This is a genomic window from Denitromonas iodatirespirans, from assembly GCF_018524365.1.
GTDB lineage: Bacteria > Pseudomonadota > Gammaproteobacteria > Burkholderiales > Rhodocyclaceae > Nitrogeniibacter > Nitrogeniibacter iodatirespirans.
Window position 1 is genome coordinate 33,905 of record NZ_JAEKFT010000007.1, and the last position, 23,718, is coordinate 57,622.

Annotated in this window: 16 protein-coding genes; 10 read left to right on the top strand and 6 right to left on the bottom strand. The window is 66.6% G+C overall.

Going from position 1 to position 23,718, the window contains the following annotated elements; all coding sequences use genetic code 11:
• Positions 1-46: 46 nt before the first annotated feature.
• From I8J34_RS08170 to I8J34_RS08185, 4 genes are all read right to left on the bottom strand, one after another.
• Entirely contained in the window at positions 47-658 is a 612-nt protein-coding gene (locus I8J34_RS08170; protein ID WP_214360905.1) for an indolepyruvate oxidoreductase subunit beta, read from the bottom strand.
• The gene (locus tag I8J34_RS08175) at positions 655-2,535 is read right to left on the bottom strand and encodes a thiamine pyrophosphate-dependent enzyme (RefSeq protein ID WP_214360906.1); all 1,881 of its coding nucleotides are present in this window, start codon (positions 2,533-2,535) and stop codon (positions 655-657) included. Before I8J34_RS08175 ends, I8J34_RS08170 begins: the two co-directional genes overlap by 4 nt.
• A gap of 362 nt (positions 2,536-2,897) precedes the next feature.
• On the bottom strand, positions 2,898-3,542 hold the full coding sequence (locus I8J34_RS08180; protein WP_214360907.1) for a response regulator transcription factor: 645 nt from the start codon (positions 3,540-3,542) through the stop codon (positions 2,898-2,900).
• The gene (locus tag I8J34_RS08185; RefSeq protein ID WP_214360908.1) at positions 3,517-6,219 is read right to left on the bottom strand and encodes a PAS domain S-box protein; all 2,703 of its coding nucleotides are present in this window, start codon (positions 6,217-6,219) and stop codon (positions 3,517-3,519) included. The genes I8J34_RS08180 and I8J34_RS08185 overlap by 26 nt, the downstream gene beginning before the upstream one ends.
• A gap of 278 nt (positions 6,220-6,497) precedes the next feature.
• On the opposite strand from I8J34_RS08185, the gene I8J34_RS08190 reads away from it, so the two are divergent.
• The 6 genes from I8J34_RS08190 to I8J34_RS08215 all read left to right on the top strand — a co-directional run bounded on the left by I8J34_RS08190 (position 6,498) and on the right by I8J34_RS08215 (position 17,301).
• Positions 6,498-7,682, top strand: coding sequence for an ABC transporter substrate-binding protein (locus I8J34_RS08190; RefSeq protein ID WP_214360909.1), 1,185 nt, complete (start codon positions 6,498-6,500; stop codon positions 7,680-7,682).
• 494 nt (positions 7,683-8,176) lie between these two features.
• Positions 8,177-10,858: a pyruvate dehydrogenase (acetyl-transferring), homodimeric type gene (gene aceE, locus I8J34_RS08195; protein WP_214360910.1), complete on the top strand. Its 2,682-nt coding sequence runs from the start codon at positions 8,177-8,179 to the stop codon at positions 10,856-10,858.
• Between the two features lie 20 nt (positions 10,859-10,878).
• Positions 10,879-12,531 (top strand): dihydrolipoyllysine-residue acetyltransferase, encoded by a 1,653-nt coding sequence (gene aceF, locus I8J34_RS08200; protein WP_214360911.1) that lies wholly within the window; start codon positions 10,879-10,881, stop codon positions 12,529-12,531.
• A 12-nt stretch (positions 12,532-12,543) separates the two neighbouring features.
• Positions 12,544-14,643: a dihydrolipoyl dehydrogenase gene (gene lpdA / locus I8J34_RS08205; protein WP_214360912.1), complete on the top strand. Its 2,100-nt coding sequence runs from the start codon at positions 12,544-12,546 to the stop codon at positions 14,641-14,643.
• Positions 14,644-15,074: 431 nt separating this feature from the next.
• Entirely contained in the window at positions 15,075-15,731 is a 657-nt protein-coding gene (locus I8J34_RS08210; protein ID WP_214360913.1) for a PEP-CTERM sorting domain-containing protein, read from the top strand.
• A 154-nt stretch (positions 15,732-15,885) separates the two neighbouring features.
• Positions 15,886-17,301, top strand: coding sequence for a TonB-dependent receptor (locus I8J34_RS08215; RefSeq protein WP_214360914.1), 1,416 nt, complete (start codon positions 15,886-15,888; stop codon positions 17,299-17,301).
• A gap of 76 nt (positions 17,302-17,377) precedes the next feature.
• On the opposite strand, the gene I8J34_RS08220 is transcribed toward I8J34_RS08215, so the two are convergent.
• Positions 17,378-18,268, bottom strand: coding sequence for a LysR family transcriptional regulator (locus tag I8J34_RS08220; RefSeq protein WP_214360915.1), 891 nt, complete (start codon positions 18,266-18,268; stop codon positions 17,378-17,380).
• Positions 18,269-18,400: 132 nt separating this feature from the next.
• Here I8J34_RS08220 and I8J34_RS08225 point away from each other — a divergent pair, with 132 nt between their 5' ends.
• Positions 18,401-19,267: an MBL fold metallo-hydrolase gene (locus I8J34_RS08225; RefSeq protein WP_214360916.1), complete on the top strand. Its 867-nt coding sequence runs from the start codon at positions 18,401-18,403 to the stop codon at positions 19,265-19,267.
• The gene (locus I8J34_RS08230) at positions 19,264-19,956 is read left to right on the top strand and encodes a DsbA family protein (RefSeq protein WP_230411758.1); all 693 of its coding nucleotides are present in this window, start codon (positions 19,264-19,266) and stop codon (positions 19,954-19,956) included. Before I8J34_RS08225 ends, I8J34_RS08230 begins: the two co-directional genes overlap by 4 nt.
• 33 nt (positions 19,957-19,989) lie before the next feature.
• Here the strand turns inward: I8J34_RS08230 and I8J34_RS08235 are convergent, their stop codons facing one another.
• On the bottom strand, positions 19,990-20,451 hold the full coding sequence (locus I8J34_RS08235; RefSeq protein WP_214360918.1) for an Lrp/AsnC family transcriptional regulator: 462 nt from the start codon (positions 20,449-20,451) through the stop codon (positions 19,990-19,992).
• A 149-nt stretch (positions 20,452-20,600) separates the two neighbouring features.
• Here I8J34_RS08235 and I8J34_RS08240 point away from each other — a divergent pair, with 149 nt between their 5' ends.
• Both I8J34_RS08240 and I8J34_RS08245 read left to right on the top strand, forming a co-directional pair.
• Entirely contained in the window at positions 20,601-21,812 is a 1,212-nt protein-coding gene (locus tag I8J34_RS08240) for a methionine gamma-lyase (protein WP_214360919.1), read from the top strand.
• 79 nt (positions 21,813-21,891) lie between these two features.
• Positions 21,892-23,604: an OPT/YSL family transporter gene (locus I8J34_RS08245; protein ID WP_214360920.1), complete on the top strand. Its 1,713-nt coding sequence runs from the start codon at positions 21,892-21,894 to the stop codon at positions 23,602-23,604.
• The last annotated feature ends 114 nt before the right edge of the window (positions 23,605-23,718 follow it).

A 23,718-nucleotide genomic window follows, 5' to 3' on the forward strand; every position in this document is an offset into this window, starting at 1 on the left:
CAGGGGCTTGTGCGAAGCGGCATGCGCGCTTTTCGGTGCCTGGCGTTCAGGGCGAGGTGCGTGCTGCGGCCACCGCTGCGCGGCCGCGTGCAAAGGCTTGGCGGTTGGGTTCGAGCAGTTGCGGTTTGCGCTGCGCGAAGCGGGCGAGCACGGCCTGTTCGAGCTCGCCTTCCGGAAACGGCAAATGCCCGGCCACGGCCCCCAGCATCACCGTGTTGCCCAGGCGGATATCACCCAACTCGCGGGCGATGGCGGTGGCGTCGATAGCGTGCACATTGAGGCCCAGTGCGGCGATCTGACCGACCGGATCGTCCGGGTAATCGAAGCGCCCGCTATTGACGATGGGCGGCACGATGCGGCCGACGTTGGTCAGCACCGTCGCGCCGGGGCGCAACATGTGCACCCAGCGCAGCGCCTCGGCCGCCTCGAAGCCGACCAGCAGGTCCGCCTCGCCCGGCGCAATCTGAGGCGACAGCACCCGCGCGCCGAAGCGCAGGTGCGAGGTGACCACCCCGCCGCGCTGGCTCATGCCGGCCACCTCGGTCTTCTTCACATCGAAACCGAGCGCCAGCGCCGCCTCGGCGAGGATCTCGGTGGCCGTCATCACGCCCTGGCCGCCGATGCCGCAGACCAGGATATTGGTGATCGCATCGCTCATGTCGCACTCCCGTTCTGACGGATGAAGGACAGCGGTTGCACCCGCTGCGCATGCACGATGGCCTCGGGCGCGCAGGGCTGCACGCACAGCCCGCAGCCGGTGCAGGCGGCGGTGTCGATGCGCACGAAGGCCAGATCCACCACTTTGCCGGAGGGCTTGCTCTGCTGGCCGCGGCGCGTCACATGGATGGCCGGGCAGCCAACGTCGAGGCAGTTGCCACAGCCGGTACAGGCGTCGTCGATGACGCGGTAGGCCGGCGTGGGTTTGTAGTCGCCGATCAGCACGCAGGGCCGGTCGGTGATGATCACCGAGGGCTCGTCGATCTTCGTCTCCTCACGCAGTGCTTTGAACAGCGTCGGCAACTCGTAGGGATCGACCTTGCGGATGCGCTCGCGGCGCACGCCGAGCGCCTCGCACAGTTGCGCGAAGTCCACCCGTGGCGCTTCGTTGCCGTGGATGTCCCGGCCCGAGCCGGGGTTGTCCTGGCCCCCGGTCATGCCGACCGTGCGGTTGTCGAGCAGCAGGACGGTAACGTTGCCGCGGTTCCAGGTGATGTCGAGCAGGCCCTGCATGCCCATGTGCATGAAGGTCGAATCGCCGATGACGGCGACGATCTTCTTGTTGGCGTCCTGCGCGCCGCGGCCCTTGTCCATGCCCAGCGCCATGCCCATCGAGGCACCCATCGAGATACAGGTGTCGAGCGCGTTCCAGGGGTGGCCGGCGCCCAGGGTGTAGCAACCGATGTCACCGGAGATCAGCACGTTGCGCAGCTGCGACAGGGTGTAATAGACGCCCAGGTGCGGGCAGGCTACGCACAGCGTGGGCGGGCGCGGGAACACCGTCTGGGCCGGCGGCGACGCGGGCAGCTCGGGCGCCTCGCCGGCCAGCAGACGGCTGACGGCCGGTTTGAGGATATCGGGCGACAGCTCGCCCAGCCGCGTCAGGATGTCCTTGCCGTGGCAAGCGATGCCGGCGGCGCGCAACTCGGTCTCGAGCAGCGGCTCGGTCTCCTCGACCACCACCAGCCGCCCCACCGTGGCGGCCAGCGCGCGGATGCGCTCGATCGGCACCGGACACGAGAAGCCCAGGCGCAGCACCGGCGCGTCGGGAAAGGCATCGAGCACATGCATGCCGGCCGGGCCGGCGGTGACGAAACCGACACGCATGTCGCTGCCGGCGTCGAGCACATTGAATTCGGAGACCTCGGCCGCCGCCCGCAGCGCCGCCTCGCGCTCGAACATCAGCGGCAGGCGCGGCTTGGCATGGCCGGGCACCATCACCCAGCGTGCCGGGTTCTTGTCGAAACCGGTGGGCGCATGCGTCTCGCGCTCGCCGGGTGTCACCAGCCCCTTCACATGGCAGACACGGGTGGTCAGGCGCACGATGACGGCGGTCTGGAACTGTTCGGACAGTGCGAAGGCGGCGCGGGTGAGCGTGTAGGCTTCCTGCGAGTCGGCCGGCTCGAGCACCGGCACATGGGCGAAGCGCCCCCAGTAGCGCGAGTCCTGCTCGTTCTGCGAGGAGGACATGCCCACATCGTCGGCCACCACGATCACCAGGCCGCCCTCGACGCCGGTGACGGTGAGCGTCATCAGCGCATCGGCAGCCACGTTGAGGCCGACATGCTTCATTGCGCACAGCGCGCGGGCGCCGACCATCGAAGCGCCCAGCGCCACTTCGAGCGACACCTTTTCGTTCACCGACCATTCGGTGTAGAGGTCGGGATAGCGCGCCAGCACTTCGAGGATCTCGGTCGACGGCGTGCCCGGGTAGGCCGCGGCCACACGCACGCCGGCATCCCAGGCGGCCCGGGCGACAGCTTCGTTGCCAGAAAGGAATTGCCGGCTATGGGCCGGCGCGGGGGTTGCTGCTGCCATGCGCGCTGTCTCCGGATCCGGCGTAGGGAAACGCACCGAACCCGGCAACGCTACCGACCGCCCCTGCATCGCAATGCGATGCGTACCGTCGGGATTGACGGCCGGAAATTAATTTACCGATCGGTCAGTCAATTACAGTTGATCTGGATCAATCGCGCGAAAACACCTGTCGCGCACTCGCCGGCAATGCCTACCCCGGCCTCGGCGCCTGAGCGTTTGTCGGGCGTGGCCGAGTGGCGCTCCAACGACGGGCTGATCCGGGCACGAAGCACAGCCATAGCTCGGGTTTTAGCGAGCACTTGCAACGACGAGCAGCTCGTCCTGGGGGGACGAGCTGGCATGAACGAAAGGCGCTCAGGCCATCAGGTCACGAAGCGCCCGCGCGCCGCCTCGCAGGTCATCACCGACTGCACCAGTTCGGCCAGCGAATTGGCTTCCATCTTTTCCATCACCCGTGCGCGATGCACCTCGACGGTCTTGATGCTGATGCCCAGGTCGTCGGCGATCTGCTTGTTGAGCCGGCCGGCGATGATCAGTTCGAGCACTTCCATCTCGCGCTGGGTGAGTTGGTCGAGTCGGCGCGCCACCACCGCGTCCTGGCGCAGGCGGCTGCGGCTCTCGCGCTCGGTGGCCAGGCAATGTTCGATGAGCTGGAGCATATCGCGGTCGCTGAAGGGTTTCTCGATGAAATCGACCGCGCCCTTCTTGAGCACCGACACCGCCATCGGCACATCGCCATGGCCGGTGATGAACACCACCGGCAAGGTGGCGTGGCGGTCGCGCAGGCATTCGTAGAGTTCCAGCCCGCTCATGCCCGGCATGCGCACATCGAGCACCAAGCAACCGGCCATGTCGGGATGGTAGGCCGCGAGAAAAGCCTCGGCCGAGGGGAATTGGGCCACGCGGTAGCGGTTGGATTCGAGCAGCCACACCAGCGAATCGCGCAAGGCCTCGTCGTCGTCGACGATGTAGATGGTCTGTTCAGGCGCTTCGGACGGTCCGTTCACCGGCAATCTCCACGGGCAGCGTAAATCGGAAAACGGTGCCGCCCTCCGGATTGGCTTCGGTCCACAGGCGCCCGTCGTGAAACTCGATGATCGAGCGGCAGATGTTCAGCCCCATGCCCATGCCTTCGGACTTGGTGGTGAAGAACGGCGTGAACAGGCGTTCGGCGTCGTCTTCATGGATGCCGTGACCGCGATCGGCCACCGACACTTCGACCAGCCCTTCGCGCACGACCCGCGCCGACAGGGTCAGCACCCGGCACTCGTCGGGCGTATCGACCATGGCGTCCATGCCGTTCTTGACCAGATTGAGCAGCACCTGCTCGATCATGATCCGGTCAGCGTAAACCGGCGGCAGGTTGGGCGCAATATCGCGGCGCACGCGCACCGCCGCCTTGCGCGCATCGATCTCGGCGAAACCGAGCGCATCGTCCACCACCTCGTCGAGCGAGACGGCGGCGCGGCGCGGTTCGCTCTTGCGCACGAAATCGCGGATGCGGCGGATGATCTTGCCCGCCCGCTCGGCCTGGAAGCTGGCCTTCTGCATCGCCGCCAGCACTTCTTCCTGGCGATAGTCGCCCGACTCCATGCGCTTCACGCAGCCCATGGCGTAGTTGGAGATGGCGGCCAGCGGCTGGTTGAGCTCGTGCGCCAGGGTCGAGGCCATCTCGCCCATGGTCACCAGGCGCGCCGTGCGCTGCAGGCGCTCTTCCTGGTGGCGGCTCATCTCTTCCATCTGGCGCCGGTCGGTGATGTCAGTGGCGATGCCCATGCGCACCACGCGGCCGTCCACCCAGCGCGTGGCCTGCTCGCGCACGTGATACCAGTGGCCTGACAAGGGATTGCGCAGCTCGTCGTCGAACAATTCCATCGGCACATCGGCCGGCTGCAGTTTGCGCGGGTCGACCCGGTAGTCGCCCAGCTCCGGCTGCGGCTGGGTCACCACCCGCGCGCGCCGGCCGATCACGTCGAAACCATGCAGGGCCATGAAGGCGCGGTTGGCATAGAGGATCTCGTCGCTGTGCGCGTCGGCCACGAACACCGCCGAATCGAGGCCGTCGAGCACCGCTTCGAAGCGCTTGTGGGCGGCCTCCAGCGCGGCACGCACCCGCTTGGGCTCGGTGATGTCGGTGACCGAGGCCATCCAGCCGGTCTGCTTGCCGGCGCCGTCGATCAGCGGCGACAGGTAGAAACGCGCATCGAGCCGCTCGCCGCTCTTGCGCAACACCCGCATCTCGAACCCCGCGGCCGGCGCCTGGCCGGCGAGGGTGATTTCCAGGTTGTGCTGGCAGCGCGGGATGTCTTCCTCCGGCCAGTAGGGGAAAGGCGGCATGGCGCCGACCAGCTCGTCGGCCGATAGCCCGACCATGCGGCAGAAGGCCGAATTCACATAGATGATGCGGCCGCTCAGGTCGATGGCACGCAGACCGGTCACCACGGATTCTTCCATCGCGCGGCGGAAGGCGGACTCGGCACGCAGCGCCTCTTCGGTCGCCTTGCGCCCGGTGATGTCATGCGCTACGGCATAGAACAGCTGCTCTTCCGATACCGGGTTGATGCTCCACACCAGCCATTTGTAGCGCCCGTCGGCACAGCGGCATCGGTTCTCGAAACTCACCGGTTTGCCATTGGCCAGCAAGCGCAGCTGCTCGATGGTGGCAACGATGTCGTCGTCGTGCACGAAATCGAGCAGTGGCCGGCCCGGCATCTGCTGCGCCGGGTAGCCGAGCAACCGCTCGAAGGCCGGGTTGCAACGGCGGAAGGTGCCGTCGGCACTGAGGATGCTGAGGATGTCGAGCGACAGGTTGAACAGGCGGTCGCGCTCCTTCTCGACCCGCACCCGTCGGCGCATGTGGCTGCGCAGCAGCCACAGGCTCCATAGCATCAGCACCGACAAACCGACGATCATGATGGTCGGCAGCGCGCGCGGAATCGCCCCCACGGTGCGGAAGGCCGTGGCGCGCAGCATCAGGCCGTTGGCCGGAGGATCGAGCGCGACGGCATAGGCCACCGACTCGTCCAGCGCCTGCACCGACGAATTGACGGCCAGGGTGTCGCCGCGCGGACCGATCAACGCCAGGCGGTACTTCTCGGAAAACCAGGACGGCACCAGGTGGCGCACGATGCGGTCGATGGCATACACCCCCACCATCGCGCCGACGAAGCGCCGCCCGTGGCGTACCGGCACATAGAGTTCGAGCACCGCTTCGCCGCGCGGATTGACGTAGGGATCGCCATAGGTGGGCCGACCGAGCTCCCGCGCACGGAAGAAGGCCACGGTCTGGGTACTGGTCAGCACATCGCCGGCCAGCCAGTCGGTGGTGTCGTAGGGCGCGCTCCAGCGCACCACTTCGCCCGGCTCGACCCACACCAGGTTGACCAGTTGCGGGTTGTTGGCGATGTGCTGGTTGGCACGCAGCTGGAAGTTGTCCAGGTCGAGCGAACCGGCGGCCAGGTCGCGGGCCAGCTGGGTCAGGAAGTCTTCGGTGCCCTGCATGTGCAGGCGCATGGTCTGCTCGGCCCACTGCACATCCCGCGCGATGGCGTTGCGCTGCACCTCGGTTTCCTGGCGCTGCAGCACCCACACCAGCACCAGCATGGCGACGGCGAACACCACCACCGCCACATACGGGACGGTCCAGTACAGTTCGGTACGCGCCTGAGCGCGCGCAGTGCTCATGATTGCCTTGGCCTCCGGCCGGACGTCCGCCCCGGGGCCCCCGGAGCAGACTGGATTCGCAAATGCTGCCATGCATTGTGGCGCCCCGTGTGCGGCGGCGACATCGGGTGATTCCCTATGGCGTGTTCTTGGCGGCCCCGTCCGTCCCGCGCGTCGCCGGCCGGCCGCGGAAATAGCCACCTCTCATACGTCATCGCCCCGCTCTAGGGGTTTTCGCCAATGTCGCGTCGCTCGGCACGGGTCTTACAGTCGGTGGCAAAACGGGAGGAGACCCCAACTTGTTGCGCGCATGCCTGGCTGCCTTGCTGTGCTCGGTGCTGGCTTGGCCGGCGTGGAGCGCCGAGCCGATCCGGATCGGCGTCACCGGCCCATTCACCGGCGGCTCGGCCCCGATGGGGCAGTCCATGCGCGACGGCGTTCGCCTGGCCGCCAAGGAAATCAACGCCTCGGGCGGCATCCTCGGCCGCCCCGTGGTGCTGCTCGAACGCGACGACGAGTCGCGCAACGAACGCGGCGCCCAGGTGGTGCAGGAGCTGGTCGAAAAGGAACAGGTGGTCGCCGGCCTGGGCATGGTCAATACCGGCGTCGCGCTGGCGTCGCAGCAGATTTACCAGCAGGCGCGCATCCCGGTCATCACCAGCGTGGCGACCGGGACCTTCCTCACCAAGCAGTTCCAGCCGCCGCGCTACCCCGACAACTATGTCTTCCGCATATCGGCCAACGATCGCATCCAGGCCGAGATGATCGTCGAGGAGGCGGTCGACCGCCGCGGCTTCACCCGGATCGCCATCTTTCACGACGCCACCAACTACGGTCAGTTCGGCAAGCTGGATCTGGTGCATTCGCTGGCCATCCGCGGGCTCGGCCCGGTCGTCATCGAGCGCTTCAACCTGCGCGACGTCGACATGACGGCGCATCTGCGCCGCGCCCGCGCCGCCGGCGTCGAGGTCATCCTGACCTATGGCATCGGGCCGGAGCTGGCGCATATCGCCAACGCCATGGCAGTCCTCAACTGGCGCGTTCCGCTGATCGGCAGCTGGACGCTGGGCATGTCCAATTTCATCGACGAGGCCGGCCCCAACGCCGAGGGCGCACGCATGCCCCAGACCTATATCGCCGAGGACACGACCGCCCGCCGCAGCGCCTTCCTGACCCGCTACCGGGAAACATACGGCAGCGAACGGATTCCTGTTCCCCCTGCCGCGGCACAGGGGTATGATTCGATGCTTGTGCTTGCAGCGGCGATTCGGCAGGCAGGCGACACCGAAGGTGAAAAAATCCGCGAGGCGCTCGAAAGCCTTAAAGAACGGGTTGAAGGTGTCGTTATGACCTACGAACGACCGTTCACGAAAACCGATCACGAAGCGATCGACGACGCGTCCATACCGTATATGGGCGAAGTCCGGAACGGGCGGGTAGTCTTTGCGTACGAACGCGACCGCCTGCGCGCCGCAGGCCAATGAGCTCCACACCAGAGCCAATTTCACGATCGGTCGGGGGGTTTCTCCCTCCCTCCCTCACCCCCGACCGATCTTTTTCTCTCCCGCGTCACCTGCCCGCCCCCTGTCCGCGGTGCCCTCGCCTATCCAGCGCGTGGCCGCCGACGGCTGACCGCGCCGGCGCGGCGTCCTCCTCCGCCTCGTGAGCCTGCGCCCGGTTCGAGCCCCCTTGCCGGCGCGCTCGATGCCGAGCCGACACACTCCGTCCCCTTCAGTCTCAGTCCCTCCGTCGGGGCTGCGACATGACATCCCGTCGACCGGCCCGGCGAGCCCCCGCATGGACTTGTCGTATGCCATTTTTTTGAAGACTGTGGCTATCCCGTATTGCGCATCCTGAAATTGCATTTTATAGTGCGCAAAGGTCGAAACTCGGCCAGGAGTGTAATCGTCGACATCGCGCGGTACAGTGTCGGGCGATGGATTGACTTCAGCGATCTTCACGAGGAGAGGAGAGAAGCATGAGCGCCATAACAAACAGCACCGTGCAACCGGATCCGGATGCGCAAGAAACTCAGGAATGGCTTGACGCCCTTGGCGGTGTCATCGCCAACGAAGGCCCCCAGCGGGCACACTTCCTGATCGAAAAGCTGATCGAAGAAGGCCGCGAAGAAGGGATCGACATCCCCTATTCCGCCACCACCCAATACATCAACACCATCCCCGCCGACCAACAGCCCAAGTACCCGGGCGACCCGGACATGGAGATCAAGCTGCACTCCTACATCCGCTGGAACGCCATGGCCATGGTGGTGCGCGCCAACAAGCACACCAACGTCGGCGGCCACATCGCCTCGTTTGCGTCATCCGCAGCCCTCTACGACGTGGGCTTTTCGCATTTCTGGAAGGCCCTCGACCATGAATCCGGCGGCGATCTGATCTACTTCCAGGGGCACTCGGTGCCCGGCGTCTACTCGCGCGCCTACATGCTCGGCCGCCTCACCGACGAGCAGATGGACGGCTACCGCCAGGAAGTGAACGGCACTGGCATTTCGTCCTACCCGCACCCGTGGCTGATGCCCGACTTCTGGCAGTTCCCGACGGTGTCGATGGGCCTCGGCCCGCTGTGCGCGATCTACTCCGCACGCTTCATGAAGTACCTGGCCAGCCGCGGCCTGATCGATGCGACGAAAGCGGCCCAGCGCAAGGTCTGGGCCTTCCTCGGCGACGGCGAAACCGACGAGGTCGAATCGCTCGGCGCGATCGGCATGGCCGCCCGCGAGAAGCTGGACAACCTGATCTTCGTCATCAACTGCAACCTGCAGCGCCTCGACGGCCCGGTGCGCGGCAACGGCAAGATCATCCAGGAGCTGGAAGCGGAATTCCGCGGTGCCGGCTGGAACGTGATCAAGCTGATCTGGGGCACCCACTGGGACGCCCTGTTCGAGCGCGACAAGAAAGGCCTGCTCAAGAAACGCATGATGGAACTGGTCGATGGCGAGTACCAGACCTTCAAGGCCAAGGACGGCGCCTATGTGCGCGAGTACTTCTTCAACACGCCGGAACTGAGGGCCCTGGTGGCCGACTGGACCGATGAAGAGGTCTGGCAACTGAACCGCGGCGGCCATGATCTGTTCAAGATCTTCGCGGCCTACCACGCGGCGGTGAACCACAAGGGTCAGCCGACCCTGATCCTCGCCAAGACCATCAAGGGCTTCGGCATGGGCCAGTCCGGCGAGGCGATGAACATCTCGCACCAGCAGAAGAAGCTGGACAAGGACTCGATCGCCCGCTTCCGCGACCGCTTCGGCATTCCGGTGTCGGACGACAAGCTCGAAGAGCTGCCCTACCTGAAATTCCCCGAGGATTCGGCCGAATACAAGTACATGCGCGAACGCCGCATGGAACTGGGGGGATTCCTGCCCAGCCGTCGCCAGAAGGCCGAAGCGCTCGAGGTGCCGGGTCTCGAAAAGTTCGACGCCCTGCTCAAGGCCTCCGGCGAAGGCCGCGAACTGTCCACCACGATGGCCATCGTGCGCATCATGAACACGCTGCTCAAGGACAAGCAGATCGGCAAGCGTGTCGTGCCGATCGTGCCGGACGAGTCGCGCACCTTCGGCATGGAAGGCATGTTCCGCCAGTACGGCATCTGGAACCAGGAAGGCCAGAAGTACGTGCCCGAAGACCATGACCAGCTCATGTTCTACAAGGAATCCGAAACCGGCCAGGTGCTGCAGGAAGGCATCAACGAAGCCGGCGCCATGTCCGACTGGATCGCCGCCGCCACCGCCTACTCGGTGCATGGCGTGCAGATGATCCCGTTCTACATCTGCTACTCGATGTTTGGCCTGCAGCGCACCATGGACCTGTGCTGGGCGGCTGCCGACCAGCGCTCGCGCGGCTTCCTGATCGGCGGCACCGCCGGTCGCACCACGCTCAACGGCGAAGGCCTGCAGCACGAGGACGGCCACAGCCTGATCCTGGCCAACCTGATCCCCAACTGCGTCAGCTACGACCCGACCTTCCAGTACGAAGTCGCGGTGATCGTGCAAGACGGCATGCGCCGCATGTTCGCCGAGCAGGAAGACGTCTACTACTACCTCACCGTGATGAACGAGAACTACGAGCACCCGGAGATGCCGGCCGGTGCCGAGGCCGACATCCTGAAGGGGATGTACGCGTTCAAGAAAGGCGGCAAGGGCAAAGGCCCGCGCGTCCAGCTGATGGGCTCGGGCACGATCTTCCGCGAAGTGATCGCCGCCGCCGACCTGCTCAAGGCCGACTGGGGTGTCGAAGCCGACATCTGGGGCTGCCCGAGCTTCAACGAACTGGCCCGCGACGGTCAGGACACCCAGCGCTGGAACCTGCTGCATCCGCTCGAGACGCCGCGCCTGTCGCATGTCGAGCAGAAGCTGGCCAAGGCCCAGGGCCCGGTGATCGCCGCGACCGACTACATCAAGATGTTCGCCGAGCAGATCCGCCCCTTCGTCAAGAACCGCTACGTCACGCTGGGCACCGACGGCTTCGGCCGCTCCGACACCCGCGAGAAGCTGCGCCACTTCTTCGAGGTGGATCGCCACTGGGTCACCCTGGCGGCGCTCAAGGCCCTGGCCGACGAAGGCACGATCGAGCGCGACAAGGTGGCGGCTGCCCTGGTCAAGTACAACCTTGACCCGTCCAAGCCGAACCCGATGTCCGTCTGAACGCCGAGGAGACCAAGAACATGAGCCAACTCATTGAAGTCAAGGTGCCGGACATCGGTGACTACGCCGACGTGCCGGTGATCGAACTGTTCGTCAAGGTCGGCGACACCGTCGCCGTCGATGATGCCATCGCCATGCTCGAATCCGACAAGGCCACCATGGACGTGCCCTCCTCGGGCGCCGGTGTGGTCAAGGAAGTGCTGGTGTCGGTCGGCGACAAGGTGTCCGAGGGCAGCGTGCTGATCAAGCTCGAAGCCGCCGGCGCCGGCGCCACGGCAGCCCCCGCCGCAGCAGCACCGGCCCCGGCCCCGGCCGCAGCCCCCGCAGCCGCTCCGGCAGCCGCCGGCGGTGGCCTGGTCGACGTCAAGGTGCCGGACATCGGCGACTATTCCGACGTGCCGGTGATCGAGCTGTACGTCAAGGTCGGCGACACCATCAAGGTGGACGACGCCGTGGCCACGCTCGAATCCGACAAGGCCACCATGGACGTGCCCTCCTCGGCCGCCGGCGTGGTCAAGGAAGTGCTCGTCAGCGTCGGCAGCAAGGTGTCCGAAGGTGTGGTGCTGATCAAGGTCGAAGCGGCCGGTGGCGCCGCAGTGATGGGTAAAGAGGAATTGGTGAGTGAAAAACCCGCAGCCGCGACCACGGCTCCGGCGCCCATCACCAATACCCAATCACCCCTCACCGCGACAGCAGCCCCTGCTGCTGTCGCCAGCGCGGTCAAGCTCGGCGGCAAGGTGCACGCCAGCCCGTCGGTCCGCGCCTATGCGCGCGAACTGGGCGTCGATCTGGCGCAGGTGAAGGCCACCGGTCCGAAGAACCGCATCACCCAGGCCGATGTCACCGCCTTCGTCAAGGGCGCCATGCAGTCCGGCGTCGTCCCGGGCAAGGCTGCCCCGGCAGCCGCCGGCGCCAGCCTCGGCGGTGGCCTGGATCTGCTGCCCTGGCCGAAGGTCGACTTCGCCAAGTTCGGCGAGGTCGAGGTCAAGCCGCTGTCGCGCATCAAGAAGATCTCTGGCCAGAACCTCGCCCGCAACTGGGTGATGATCCCGGCCGTCACGTATCACGAAGACGCCGACATCACCGACCTCGAAGCCTTCCGCGTGGCGATGAACAAGGAGCACGAGAAGTCCGGCAAGAAGCTCACCATGCTCGCCTTCATCATCAAGGCCTCGGTGCGCGCGCTGCAGGAGTTCCCCGAGTTCAACACCTCGCTCGACGCGAGTGGTGGTGAAATGAGCCTGGTCTTCAAGAAGTACTTCAACATCGCCTTCGCCGCCGACACACCGAATGGTCTGGTGGTGCCGGTGGTCAAGGATGCCGACAAGAAGAGCGTGTTCGAGATCGCCGCCGAAACCGGCGCGCTGGCCAAGAAGGCGCGCGACGGCAAGCTCGGCCCGGCCGACATGTCCGGCGCCTGCTTCACCATCTCCTCGCTGGGCGGCATCGGCGGCACCTACTTCGCGCCGATCGTCAATGCGCCCGAAGTGGCCATCCTCGGTGTCAACAAGTCGGCCATGAAGCCGGTGTGGGACGGCAAGCAGTTCGTGCCGCGCCTGACCCTGCCGATGTCGCTGACCGCCGATCACCGCGTGATCGACGGCGCGCTGGCCACCCGCTTCAACGTCTACCTCGCCCAACTGCTGGCCGACTTCCGTCGGGTCATGCTCTAAGGAGGCCACGACATGAGCCAAGTTGAAGTCAAAGTCCCCGACATCGGCGATTACGCCGATGTGCCGGTGATCGAACTGTTCGTCAAGGTCGGCGACACCATCGCGGTCGATGACGCCATCGTCACGCTCGAGTCCGACAAGGCCACCATGGACGTGCCCTCCGAGGTCGCCGGCGTGGTCAAGGAAGTCAAGGTCGCCCTGGGCGACCGCGTGGCCGAGGGCAGCGTGCTGATCGTGGTCGACACCGCGGGCGCCGGCGCAGCTGCGGCACCTGCCGCCGCCCAAGCCCCGGCACCGGCAGCAGCCCCCGCGCCGGCACCGGCGGCCGCACCGGCGGCAGCCGGCGGGGGCGTGGTCGAGGTCAAGGTACCCGACATCGGTGACTATTCCGATGTGCCGGTGATCGAGTTCTTCGTCAAGGTCGGCGACACCATCGCGGTCGATGAGGCCATCGCCACGCTCGAATCCGACAAGGCCACCATGGACGTGCCCTCCTCGGCCGCCGGTGTGGTCAAGGAAGTGCTGGTCGGCGTCGGTGACAAGGTCTCCGAGGGCTCGGTGCTGATCAAGGTCGAGGCGGCTGGCGCTGCAACCAGCGCGGCCCCGGCCGCTGCCGCCGCGCCGGCGCAAGCCGCCGTGGCCGCCCCCGCGGCCGCCTCGCATGCCGGCGGCGCCGACATCGAGTGCGACATGCTGGTGCTCGGCGCCGGCCCGGGCGGCTACTCGGCCGCCTTTCGCGCCGCCGACCTCGGCCTCAAGACCGTCATCGTCGAGCGCTACGCCACCTTCGGCGGCGTGTGCCTGAACGTCGGCTGCATCCCCTCCAAGGCCCTGCTGCATGTGGCCGCGGTGATGGACGAGGCGCAGCACATGGGCGGCGCGGGCATCGGCTTCGCCAAGCCCGAGGTCGATCTGGACGCGCTGCGCAAGCACAAGGAAGGCGTGGTCGGCAAGCTCACCGGCGGACTGGCCGGCATGGCCAAGGGCCGCAAGGTCGACATGGTGCGCGGCTACGGCCACTTCCTCGATCCGAACCATGTCGAGGTCGAAGTGACCACCGGCGAGGGGCAGGACAAGACCGGCGAGAAGAAGGTCATCCGCTTCAAGCAGTGCATCATCGCCGCCGGCTCGGCCGCGGTGCATCTGCCCTTCATCCCGAAAGATCCGCGCATCGTCGATTCGACCGGCGCGCTGGAGCTGCGCCAGGTGCCGGGCAAGATGCTGGTGATCGGCGGCGGCATCATCGGCCTGGAGATGGCCACCGTGTATTCCTCGCTCGGCGCGCGCATCGACGTGGTCGAGATGATGGACGCGCTCATGGCCGGGCCGGACCGCGATGCGGTCAAGGTGTGGGAGAAGCAGAACGCCCACCGCTTCGACAAGATCATGCTCAAGACCAAGACCACCGCCGTCGAGGCGAAGGACGATGGTCTGTATGTCACGTTTGAAGGGGAAGGTGCGCCAAGCGAGCCGGTCAAGTACGACATGATTCTTCAGTCGGCCGGGCGCAGCCCCAACGGCAAGAAGATCGATGCCGACAAGGCCGGCGTGATCGTCACCGATCGCGGCTTCATCCCGGTCGATGCGCAGATGCGCACTAACGTGCCGCACATCTTCGCCATCGGCGACATCGTCGGCCAGCCCATGCTGGCGCACAAGGCGGTGCATGAAGCCCACGTGGCCGCCGAAGTGGCCGCCGGCGAGAAAGCGGCCTTCGACGCCACCGTGATCCCAGGCGTGGCCTACACCCACCCGGAAGTGGCCTGGGTCGGCTACACCGAGGCGCAGGCCAAGGCCGAGGGCAAGAAGGTGGAAACCGCCAAGTTCCCCTGGGCGGCCTCCGGCCGGGCGATTGCCAACGGCGCCGACTACGGCTTCACCAAGCTGATCTTCGACGCGGAAACGCATCGGGTGATCGGCGGCACCATCGTCGGCCCCTCGGCGGGCGACATGATCGGCGAGGTGTGCCTGGCCATCGAGATGGGCGCGGACGCGGTCGATATCGGCAAGACCATCCACCCGCACCCGACCCTGGGCGAGACGGTGGGCATGGCCGCCGAAGTGGCGCACGGCAGTTGTACGGATGTGCCGCCGGCGAGGAAGAAGAAGTAATCCTGCTTCGGCACCAGCAAAGAAAAACGGCGACCTTGCGGTCGCCGTTTTTTCGTCTGCCATAGCCCGGCCGAGGGCCAAAGGCCCGACGCCGGAAAACCCGCCCGAGCCACCGATGACCCCGGGTTTCGCTATCGCTCTACCCGGGCTACGCGTGGGATATCGACATTCAGGCCAACTCGATGGGCAATGCCGTTTTGTCCTTGACCTGCTTGAACGCTGATGGGAGTTCCCACCGAAGGACAAAGCGCGCACCGCCGGAAATGTCGGGGAATTTTACGATCCCATCGCGCCTCCAGCGAAAAAGCCAGCGAGAAATCACGTTTTCACACATAAAAACAATCGCTTGCAAACTTTGGCCCGGGACTTGCACGACTTTCGCCGTAGCTCACTCGATTACAGCCCCAAGCGAACAAGAGAGGAGGACACCCATGTCAAAGATGAAATTCATCGCCCTGGCACTGACCATGCTGGGGACAGCTACGGTCGCGGAGCGCGTCTCCGCACACGCAACATCCATCGGTTACGAAGGTGGCGGCACACCTGGCTCGGTCATCGTCTGGTTGGGCACCTATAACCACGGCACCTCATCGCACCACCTCGAAGGCAGCATGAATCTGGTGGGGGTGAACGGCAATCCATTTGCCTCGACCACCGTCGCCTTCACACTGGGTGCCGGCGTTGGCCCCAGCCCGACATTCACCGGTGGCAAGCCAGCAGGCTTGGTCGATGGCGTCACCAACTTCTTCACCACATGCTCCCCATTCCCCAACCCGGCGTCCCAGCCGTTGGTCGGCACCGATCCGATGTGCTTCGGTGGCGTGGATCATTGGCAGGGCGCATTGTTCACCGGACTGACCCCCGGCGACTATCAGTTCAGCTGGACGCCGATTGCCAACCCCTCGGCCGAATGGTCGCTCGGCAACCCCAACATGGACGGCATCTTCACGATCACGGGCGACGTTCTTGGCTGCGGCCAACCGGGCGCCCCGGCCTGCGACGTACCCGAACCTGCCAGCATCCCGCTGGTCGGCCTCGGCCTGCTGGGCATGGCCGTCATGCTGCGCCGTCGCTGGAAAGCCGACTGACACCAACGATCGTCTTCCTCAGCACACCGGAGCCCGCGCAAGCGGGCTCTTCTTGTTCGAACCCAGCCCATTTCTCCACGCGCCGACGCCTGTCCGCTCGGCGCGGTCATCGGTGTAAACTCGGGGCCCCACCGGATACGCCGAGATTTCCGCCATGCGCAAACGCGACACCACCCTCACCACCGACCAGAAAGCCCTCTCCATCAACCTCGACAAGCTCAAGTACGGCTCCATCGTGGAGATCGGGGCGGGCCAGGAAGTGGCGCGGCGCTTCTTCTCGGTGGGCGCGGCGGCGGGGACCATCGCCAAGACCATGTCGGCCTACGACATGGCGGTGAGCGATGACATCTACGGACATGTCGACCGCTACGTGAGCCGCGCGCGGCTGCTGCAGATGCTCGACAAGGAATTCAGCCAGGTGGTGGCGCGGCTGGCCCATGTGCGGGCCAAGAACACCACCTTCTTCGCTTATGCGGCGACGGTGACGGCGCGCAGCTTCAAGCAGAAGAACGAGTGCCACGGCTGGGTCGGCATCCGCCTGCAGCTGCATCCGGGCGCCGAGCCGAGCGACGTGATCATGCATGTGCGCATGCTCGACAACGACAACGCGCTGCAGTCCGAGGCGCTGGGCATCCTCGGCGTGAACCTGATCCACGGCGCCTTCAACCACTTCCAGAACCCCGAGTGGATCGTCGAGAGCCTGGCCGACGGGCTGGGCTCGGAGCGCATCGAGGTGGATGTGATCCACTTCTCCGGCCCCTACTTCGAAGAGGTGGAGAACCGCCTCATGAACCTGCACCTGATCCGCAGCTGGCTGACCCGCGCGGTGGTCTTCAACCCCGCCGGCGAAGTCGTGGTGCCGGGCGAGCTGCTGTACCGCAAGCCGGTGATGGTGATGCGCGGCAGCTTCAAGCCGGTGACGCTGGTGAACGTGGACATGATGTGCGCCGGCCAGAAGCAGTTCAGCCAGCTGGCGGCGGTGGACGAGGCCGAGATCGTGTCGCTGGCCGAGATCACCATGAATTCGCTGGTGACCGGCGACAACGTGGATGGCGCCGACTTCCTGGCGCGCATCGATCTGCTCGCCTCGCAGGGCTACACGGTGATGATCTCCGACTACCTGCGCTTCTTCCGCCTGCGCGCCTATCTGCGCCGCTACACCCAGAAGCCGATCGGCATCGTGCTGTCGGTGCGTGACTTCGCCTTCCTGTTCGACGAGCAGTACTACGAGGGCCTGGAGGGCGGCATCCTGGAAGCCTTCGGCAAGCTCTTCCCGGACAACACCCATGTCTATGTCTACCCCTCGCGGCCGCGTGGCAGCGAAGCGGCCGATCTGGTGACGCTCGATAACGTGGCGGTGCCGGCCAAGCTGCGCCATCTGCTGGCCCACCTCAAGGAAAACGACAAGCTGCTGGCGGTGCAACCCCATGACGACAGCCATCTGCACATCGACGTGGCCGACGTGCTGGCCGGGCTGCGCAGCGGCCGTGGCGCCTGGGAAGGCGACGTGCCGGAGACGGTGGCGCAGCGCATCATCGAGGAGCGGCTGCTGGGGTTCGATACCGAGTAGCACCGCGCCCTCAGCGAACCCGCACGGCGCAGCAGCCCCTGTTTGCGCCAACCACGCACACCACCGCGCGCGCCCCTCACCACGGCGTGTTGCGGAAGCGCTCGACCAGATAGTCCAGCAACGCGCGCACCGCCGGCGACAGGTGCCGGCGCGAGGCATAGAGCGCATAGATGGTGAGTTCCGGCACCTGCCAGTCGGGCAGCACCTGCACCAACCTGCCGTCCGCCAGGTACGGACCGACCAGATAGACCGGCTGCAAGGCAATACCGCCGCCGGCAATGGCCGCCTGCAACAGCACGGTCGCCTCGTTGGCGGTAAAGCGCGTACGCACGCTGACCGCTTCGCGCTGTGCGCCACGACTGAATCGCCAAGTGCTCTTGCCGAAGTTGGTGTAACTGAGGCCCGCGTGCGCGGCCAGCGCAGACGGCGTGTCGGGCAGGCCGTGGGCGGCGATATAGCTTGGTGCGGCCACCAGCATTGACCGGCAGCGCGCCAATGGCCGGGCCACCAGGCCGGGGGCGGGGTCGGCGGTGATACGGACGGCCAGATCGATGCGTTCATCGATCAGGTTGAGCGCTCGGTCGGCCACGTCCAGATCGATCGTCAGTCGCGGATGCTGCGCCAGAAAATCGGCCACCGCCTGCGCCAGATGCGCGATGGCGAAAGACATCGAACAGGTCAGCCGCAACTGCCCGTGCAATTCGCCGGCAGCCGGTTGCGCCGCCGCCTCGACCTCGTCGACCAGTTCGAGCACCTGCAGGCAACGGCGCAAACACTGCTCACCGGCATCGGTCAGCGTGACACGGCGCGTCGTTCGCTGCAGCAGGCGCGCCTCCAGCCACTGCTCCAGCGTCGTGACATAGCGCGTCACCATCGCGCGCGACATGTCGAGCCGATCGGCCGCGGCGGTGAAGCTGCCGCTCTGTGCCACTTCGCGGAACACCCGCATCGCGGTCAGTCTATCCATGGATATGTTCGCCATTTGAAACAGTCATGGCCATTTTATGCGGTTTATTCGTCCGCTTCACGACCCTATAGTGCGTCTCATCCGACCCATCATGAGCCCGCCCCCGGGCTTCACCCCAAAAGGATCAGAGACATGCAACGCAAGCTCATCGCCACCGCCCTGCTGACACTCGGCATCACCGCCGCCCACGCCGACGAACCGCTCCAGCTCAAGGTCTACAACGCAGGCCCGGAAAGCTTCAACGTGAATTCGGTGCTCATCACCGGCACCACCGAAGCGATCGTGATCGACGCGGGCTTCACCCGCGCCGACGCCCTTCGCATTGCCGCCAACGTGCTCGACAGCGGCAAGCGCCTGACCACCATCCTGGTCAGCCAGGCCGATCCGGACTACTACTTCGGCGTCGAGACGCTGAAGTCGATCTTCCCCGACGCGGCGGTGGTCGCCGCGCCCGCCGTGCTCGACAAGATCAAGGCCAAGCTGCCCGCCAAGCTGAGCTTCTGGGGGCCGAAGATGGGCACCAACGCTCCGCAGCACCCGGTGCTGCCCACGCCCTTGAGCGGCAACACGCTCACCATCGACGGCCAGACCATCGCGTTGCGCGGCGCCAGCGGCAAACTGGCCCACCGCCCCTACTACTGGGTGCCGTCGTTGCGCGCTGTGGTCGGAAACATCGCCGTCGTCGGCAACGAACATGTGTGGACCGCAGACACGCCGACCGTCGCTCAACGCCAGGCCTGGGTGGCACAACTGGACGAGATGAAAGCCCTGCAGCCGGCCATCGTGGTGCCCGGTCACATGGCCGCCGGTACGCCGATCGACTCGGTGGCCGCCATCGACTTCACCCGCGACTATCTGCTGCGCTTCGACGCTGAAGCCCAACAAGCCAAGGACAGCGCGGCGCTGATCGACGCGATGAAGCGTGCCTACCCGACGCTGCCGCCGAGCATGTCGCTCGACATCGGCGCCAAAGTGGTGATTGGGGAAATGAAGTGGTGACCCTGCACTACTATTTCGACCCGCTGTGCGGGTGGTGCTATGGCGCCGCCCCGCTCATGCAAGCAGCGGCCGGGCTGCCCGGCATCCGGCTGCGCCTGCATGCGGGCGGCATGATGAGTGGCGCGCGGCGCCGCCCGGTCGATGCCGCGTTGCGCGCCTACGTCTCTGTTCATGATCAGCGCATCGCGGCCCTCACGGGGCAGCCGTTTGGCGATGCGTATGTCAACGGCTTGCTGTGCGACAACACGGCAGTGCTCGACTCGACCCCGCCGATCCAGGCCATTCTCGCGGCCGAGCTGGCCGGCGTCGCCCCGCTGACCATGCTCGCACGGCTGCAACAGGCGCACTATGTGGCGGGCGAACGCATTGCCGATGCCGCCGTGCTGCGCCGGATCGCCGCCGATCTCGGCCTCGACGCGGCGGATTTCGAGGCCAAGATGCACCAGGCCGCGGCTCAGGTCGCCCCCCATATCGAAGCGACACAGCGTGACATGGCGCGCCTCGGCTTGCGGGGTTACCCCTCCGTGGTGCTGGCGCGAGACGGAAGCTTGCGGGTCATCGACATCAGCGCCCACTTGGGCGATCCGGCCGGTTTTGCCGACGCCGTCCGTACCGGACTCGATACCCCGAACGCGACCGACGCCGCCAGCCTGTGCCGTATCGACCCCGCCTCGGGCAACACCTGCTGACGACCGGCGGCCATCCGCCGGCCCGCCGCAGACTCAAGCCGGGGGAATCGGAATGCTGCGCGTGCGCTTGATCGACTTGAGCGAAAAGCTCGAGTAGATCTCCTTCACCCCCGGCAGCGTGCGCAGCACATTGCGGGCGAATTCGCCGAAGGCCTCCAGGTCGGGGGCCACCACTTCGAGCATGAAGTCGTAACGGCCCGACACGTTGTGGCAAGCCACCACCTGCGGGATGCCCTGCACCGCGATCTCGAACGAGTCGCCCAGATCCGCGCGGTGATTCTCGAGCATCACGTTCACGAAGGCGGTCACGTCGTAGCCGAGGCGGCGCGGGTCGAGCTCGGCATGGTAGCCGCGGATCACCCCCGTCTCTTCCAGCGCCTTGACCCGCCGCCAGCACGGCGACGAGGTCAGCGCCACGCGCTCGGACAACTCGGCGACGGTCATGCGCGCATCGTCCTGCAGGGCAGAGAGGATCTTTGCATCGACCTTATCCATGGGTAAATCCTTCCACGACAAACTCCATTCGATGTGTTTTCGTGCGCACACTAAACCATACGGCGCACGATTTCGGCAATTTTCGACAGTCGCGGGTAGCTAAAGTAGACGCATGGCCAGCCGGCCCCCCGAGTCCACAGGAAGCCCCCATGCCGCATTCGACCCGCCCCCAAGGTTTTGCCACCCGCGCCATCCACCACGGCTACGATCCGCGCGATCATCACGGCGCGCTGGTGCCGCCGGTCTATCAGACCTCGACCTTCGCCTTCGACAGCGCCGAATACGGCGCCGCCTGCTTTGCCGGCGAGGCCGGGGGGCACATCTATACCCGCATCTCAAACCCCACCCTGGCGCTGCTCGAGCAGCGCATGGCCACACTGGAAAACGCCGAGGCGGCCGTGGCCTTCGGCTCGGGCATGGGCGCCATCACCGCCACCTGCTGGACGCTGCTGCAACCGGGTGACGAGATCATCACCGACCGCACGCTGTACGGCTGCACCCACGCCTTCTTCATGCACGGCCTGCAGCGCTTCGGCGTGACGGTCACTCGCATCGACATGACCGACCCGCAGGCGCTGGCGCGGGCCATCTCGGCCAAGACACGGCTGGTGTATGCCGAAACCCCGGCCAACCCCAACATGCGCCTGATCGACATCGCCGCCTGCAGCGAGATCGCCCATGGCGCCGGCGCCCTGATGGTGGTCGACAACACCTACTGCACGCCCTATCTGCAGCAGCCGCTGATGCTGGGCGCCGATGTGGTGGTGCATTCGGCCACCAAGTACCTCAACGGACATGGCGATGTCACCGCCGGCATCGTGGCCTGCAACGCCGAGCTGGCCGGGCGCATCCGCCTCGAAGGCCTGAAGGACATGACCGGCGCGGTGCTCTCGCCGAATGACGCGCAGCTCATCATGCGCGGGCTCAAGACGCTCGCGCTGCGCATGGAGCGCCATTGCGAGAACGCCGAGCTCATCGCCCGCCGCCTCGCCGCCCATCCGGCCGTGGCCCGGGTGTATTTCCCCGGCCTGGAGAGCGATCCGCATCACGCGCTGGCCTGCCGGCAGATGACGCGCTTCGGCGGCATGATCGCCTTCGAACTGAAGGGCGGCCTGGAGGCCGGGCGGCGCTTCATGAACGGCCTGCAGCTGATCGCCCGCGCGGTCAGCCTGGGCGACGCGGAGACCCTGGCCCAGCATCCGGCCAGCATGACCCACTCCACCTACACCCCCGAAGAGCGCGAGGCGGCGCAGATCCCCGACGGGCTAGTGCGTCTCTCGGCCGGGCTCGAAGACATCGACGATCTGCTCGCCGACATCGACGGCGCGCTTGCCGCGGCCCAGCTGCGCGCCGCCGCCTGAGCACGGGCGCGCCGGCCGGGCGCGCTTGATCGTCTCGCCCCCGTGTGTATCCTGAAGGCATGTCATTGCCGGCCCGACCATGCCTTCAGAACGCGAACTGAGCCTGCGCGCCCTGCTCACCGGCCTGCTGCTGGGCGCCGCGCTGACCCCGTGCAACGTCTATGCCGGTCTCAAGATCGGCTGGTCGTTCAATATGTCGATCATCGCGCTGCTGCTCGGTTTCGGCTTCTGGCGCTCGCTCACCGCTGCCACCGGCGGCCCGGACTGGTCGATCAAGGAAAGCAACATCAGCCAGACCACCGCCTCGTCGGCGGCCTCGATCATCTCCGGCGGGCTGGTCGCACCGATCCCTGCCCATGCGCTGATCACCGGCACCTCGCTGCCGATGGGGCCGATGATGGCCTGGGTGTTCGCGGTGAGCTTTCTCGGCATCTGGGTGGCCTGGTATCTGCGCCCGCTGCTGGTGGTGCGTGCCGGGCTGCGCTTTCCGGCCGGCGTGGCCACACTGGAGACGCTCAACGACGTCTTCGGCCATGGCCGCGAAGCGCTGCGGCGGATCGCGGTACTGGGCATTGCCGGGCTGGGCTCGGCGGCGCTCAAGGCGGTGGACGCCTTCGTGACCACCCTGCCCAAGTGGGCGCCAACCCCGTGGCTCGGCCAGCTCACCTTCGCGCTCGAACCCTCGATGCTGCTGCTCGGCTTCGGCGGCATCATCGGCCTGCGGGTCGGTCTGTCGCTGCTCGCCGGTGCGCTGCTGGCCTGGGGGCTGATCGCCCCCGGGCTGCTTGCCGGCGGCCAGGTCGTGGCCCCGCCCGGTGCGACCAGCAGCCTCTTCGGCCCGCTGGTGGAATGGCTGCTGTGGCCCGGCGTGAGCCTGATGGTGGCCGCCAGCCTGAGCAGTTTCGCCCTGCAGGGTGTCGGCGCACTGCGAGCCCTGGCAAGCCAGCGCGCCGCATGGACCGGCCCCCCGCTCGGCCGGCCGCACTGGGGGCCGCTGAGCGGGCTGGCACTGGCCGCCGTGCTGACCGTGACGCTGCAGATCGCGCTCTTCGACATTCCCCTGCCGCTGGCCGTGCTGGCGGTACCCTTCGCCATCTTGCTGGCGACGGTGGCCACGCGGGTGGTGGGCGACACCGGCATCCCGCCGATCGGCGCCATCGGCAAAGTGTCGCAACTGGGCTTCGGCGTGCTGGCGCCCGGCCAGGCCGTGACCAATCTGATGGCCGCCAATGTCGCGGGCGGCGCAGCCGGCCAGTGCGCCGACCTGCTCAATGACTTTCGCACCGGCTACGGCATCGGCGCACACCCGGGCCGGCAGGCCATTGCCCAATGCGTCGGCGTGCTCACCGGCAGTGTGGTCGGGGTGGTGGTGTATCTGTCGCTGATCCCCGATCCAGCCTTGCTGATCAGCGAGCAGTGGCCGGCCCCGGCGGTGGCGACCTGGAAGGCGGTGGCCGAAACCCTGGCCGGCGGACTCGATGCCGTCCCCGCCAGCGCGCGGCTGGCGATGCTCTACGGCGCCTTGGCCGGCATGGCCATCGGCACGGCCGAACACGTCTTGCCGGAGGGCCTGCGCCGCTGGCTGCCGAGCCCGGTGGCCCTCGGTTTGGCCTTCGTGATTCCGGCCTCGGTGTCGATCATGATGTGTCTCGGTGCGCTGCTGGTGGCGCTGCTCGGCTGGCTCCGGCCGTCGCTGGCCGCTCGCTTCGCCATCGCCGCCTCGGCGGGCCTGATCGCCGGCGAATCGCTGGTCGGCGTGGCAGCCGCGCTGCTCTCGATGGCCGCCCCCTGATGGCCGGGCAGAGCGTCGCCACCGTTGTCCGATGCCATCGCTTGATCCAGGACATTGCATGTCCGGGACAACGCCGCATCGCCGGCAAACCGCCGAAAAGTCCGCTATACCTCG

Excerpts from the sequence above, each read along its gene's own strand:
- I8J34_RS08170 (WP_214360905.1), bottom strand. The coding sequence starts at position 658 with ATGAGCGATGCGATCACCAATATCCTGGTCTGCGGCATCGGCGGCCAG.
- I8J34_RS08175 (WP_214360906.1), bottom strand. The coding sequence starts at position 2,535 with ATGGCAGCAGCAACCCCCGCGCCGGCCCATAGCCGGCAATTCCTTTCT.
- I8J34_RS08185 (WP_214360908.1), bottom strand. The coding sequence starts at position 6,219 with ATGAGCACTGCGCGCGCTCAGGCGCGTACCGAACTGTACTGGACCGTC.
- aceE (WP_214360910.1), top strand. The coding sequence starts at position 8,177 with ATGAGCGCCATAACAAACAGCACCGTGCAACCGGATCCGGATGCGCAA.
- aceF (WP_214360911.1), top strand. The coding sequence starts at position 10,879 with ATGAGCCAACTCATTGAAGTCAAGGTGCCGGACATCGGTGACTACGCC.
- lpdA (WP_214360912.1), top strand. The coding sequence starts at position 12,544 with ATGAGCCAAGTTGAAGTCAAAGTCCCCGACATCGGCGATTACGCCGAT.
- I8J34_RS08210 (WP_214360913.1), top strand. The coding sequence starts at position 15,075 with ATGTCAAAGATGAAATTCATCGCCCTGGCACTGACCATGCTGGGGACA.
- I8J34_RS08215 (WP_214360914.1), top strand. The coding sequence starts at position 15,886 with ATGCGCAAACGCGACACCACCCTCACCACCGACCAGAAAGCCCTCTCC.
- I8J34_RS08220 (WP_214360915.1), bottom strand. The coding sequence starts at position 18,268 with ATGGATAGACTGACCGCGATGCGGGTGTTCCGCGAAGTGGCACAGAGC.
- I8J34_RS08225 (WP_214360916.1), top strand. The coding sequence starts at position 18,401 with ATGCAACGCAAGCTCATCGCCACCGCCCTGCTGACACTCGGCATCACC.
- I8J34_RS08235 (WP_214360918.1), bottom strand. The coding sequence starts at position 20,451 with ATGGATAAGGTCGATGCAAAGATCCTCTCTGCCCTGCAGGACGATGCG.
- I8J34_RS08240 (WP_214360919.1), top strand. The coding sequence starts at position 20,601 with ATGCCGCATTCGACCCGCCCCCAAGGTTTTGCCACCCGCGCCATCCAC.
- I8J34_RS08245 (WP_214360920.1), top strand. The coding sequence starts at position 21,892 with ATGCCTTCAGAACGCGAACTGAGCCTGCGCGCCCTGCTCACCGGCCTG.